At 72.0% G+C, this 1,200-nt stretch carries 2 protein-coding genes; one reads left to right on the top strand and one right to left on the bottom strand.

What is annotated here, in order from left to right:
• The coding region (locus HC022_RS26890; RefSeq protein ID WP_167454414.1) for a LysE family transporter at nt 1–170 on the bottom strand (170 nt) is incomplete at its 3' end.
• A 100-nt stretch (nt 171–270) separates the two neighbouring features.
• Here HC022_RS26890 and HC022_RS26885 point away from each other — a divergent pair.
• Entirely contained in the window at nt 271–1,146 is an 876-nt protein-coding gene (locus tag HC022_RS26885) for a LysR family transcriptional regulator ArgP (protein WP_167454413.1), read from the top strand.
• Nucleotides 1,147–1,200: the final 54 nt, after the last annotated feature.

Here is a 1,200-nt window from a genome sequence, read left to right as displayed (position 1 = left end):
AAGCCCGCGCCCCCCGCCGCGATCAGCACCGCGTCCGAGGCGGCGCAGATCGCCGCCACCGGGAAGACATGCGCCCGCACGATGCCCTGCCGCAGCACGAAGGCGTTCTGCGCGCCGATCGCCACGATCAGCGACATCCCCAGTGAAAAGCCCGCCAGTGCCGCCTGCATGTGTCTCTCTCCTGCCCTTGCACTCGTGGTGCCGGGCGGAGGTAGCAGCCGGCCTCAGATCAGGCTAGTTAAACGATCTGTATCTGGATAAGTTTTGCTAATGTCACACGACCCCGCCCAGCTGGCCGCGCTCGACGCGGTGCTGCGTCTCGGCAGCTTCGAGGCCGCCGCCGGCGCGCTGCATGTCACGCCCTCGGCGATCTCGCAGCGGATCAAGGCGCTCGAGGACCGCATCGGCACCGCGCTGGTGCTGCGCGGCGCCCCCTGCACCGCCACCCCCGCCGGTGCAAGGCTGGCGCGGCACGCCTCGGACATCGCGCTGCTGGACGCGGCGCTGGCGCGGGATCTGCTGCTGCCCGCCGCCCCGGCGCGGCTGCGGCTGGCGGTGAACGCCGACAGCCTCTCGACGTGGTTCCTGCCGGCGCTGGCCGGGCAGGACCTGCTCTTCGACATCGCGCTCGACGAAGAGACCCACTCCGCCGACTGGCTGCGGCGGGGCGAGGTCTCGGCCGCGATCACCGCCCATGGCCGCGCCGTGCAGGGCTGCGACGTCCATCCGCTGGGACGGCTGCGCTACGTCGCCACCTGTGCGCCGTCCTTCCATCGCCGCTTTTTCGCCGAGGGCGTCACCGCCGCCGCCCTTGCCCGAGCGCCGATGCTGCAGTTCAACGCCAAGGACCGGATGCAGCACGACTGGCTGCGCGAGGTCACCGGCGAGAACCTGTCGCCGCCGGTCCACCGTCTGCCCTCGTCGCAGGGCTTCGTCGAAGCCGCGCGGCTGGGGCTCGGCTGGGGGCTGAACCCCAAGCCGCTGGTGGTGAAGGCGATTGCCAAGGGTCTGCTGGTGCCGCTGATGCCCACCGCGCCGCGCGACGTGGCGCTTTACTGGCAGGTGAACCGGCTGGTGGCAGGGGCGCTTTCGGGGCTCACCGCCTCGGTGCGGCGGACCGCTGCGGCGGCGCTGATCCCCGACTGACGCAGGCCGGGCGGCTCAGCCGATGCTGCGCGCCAGCACCCGGCTGATGGTGGT

Origin of the sequence: Salipiger sp. HF18 (assembly GCF_011806505.1) — a bacterium.
GTDB classification, from domain to species: domain Bacteria; phylum Pseudomonadota; class Alphaproteobacteria; order Rhodobacterales; family Rhodobacteraceae; genus Salipiger; species Salipiger thiooxidans.
Note: the sequence above shows the minus strand (reverse complement) of the source record. Positions and strands in the feature narration are given on the sequence as shown.

Bases quoted from the DNA above. Each gene is read 5' to 3' on its own strand.
- HC022_RS26885 (WP_167454413.1), top strand. From the start codon at position 271: ATGTCACACGACCCCGCCCAGCTGGCCGCGCTCGACGCGGTGCTGCGT.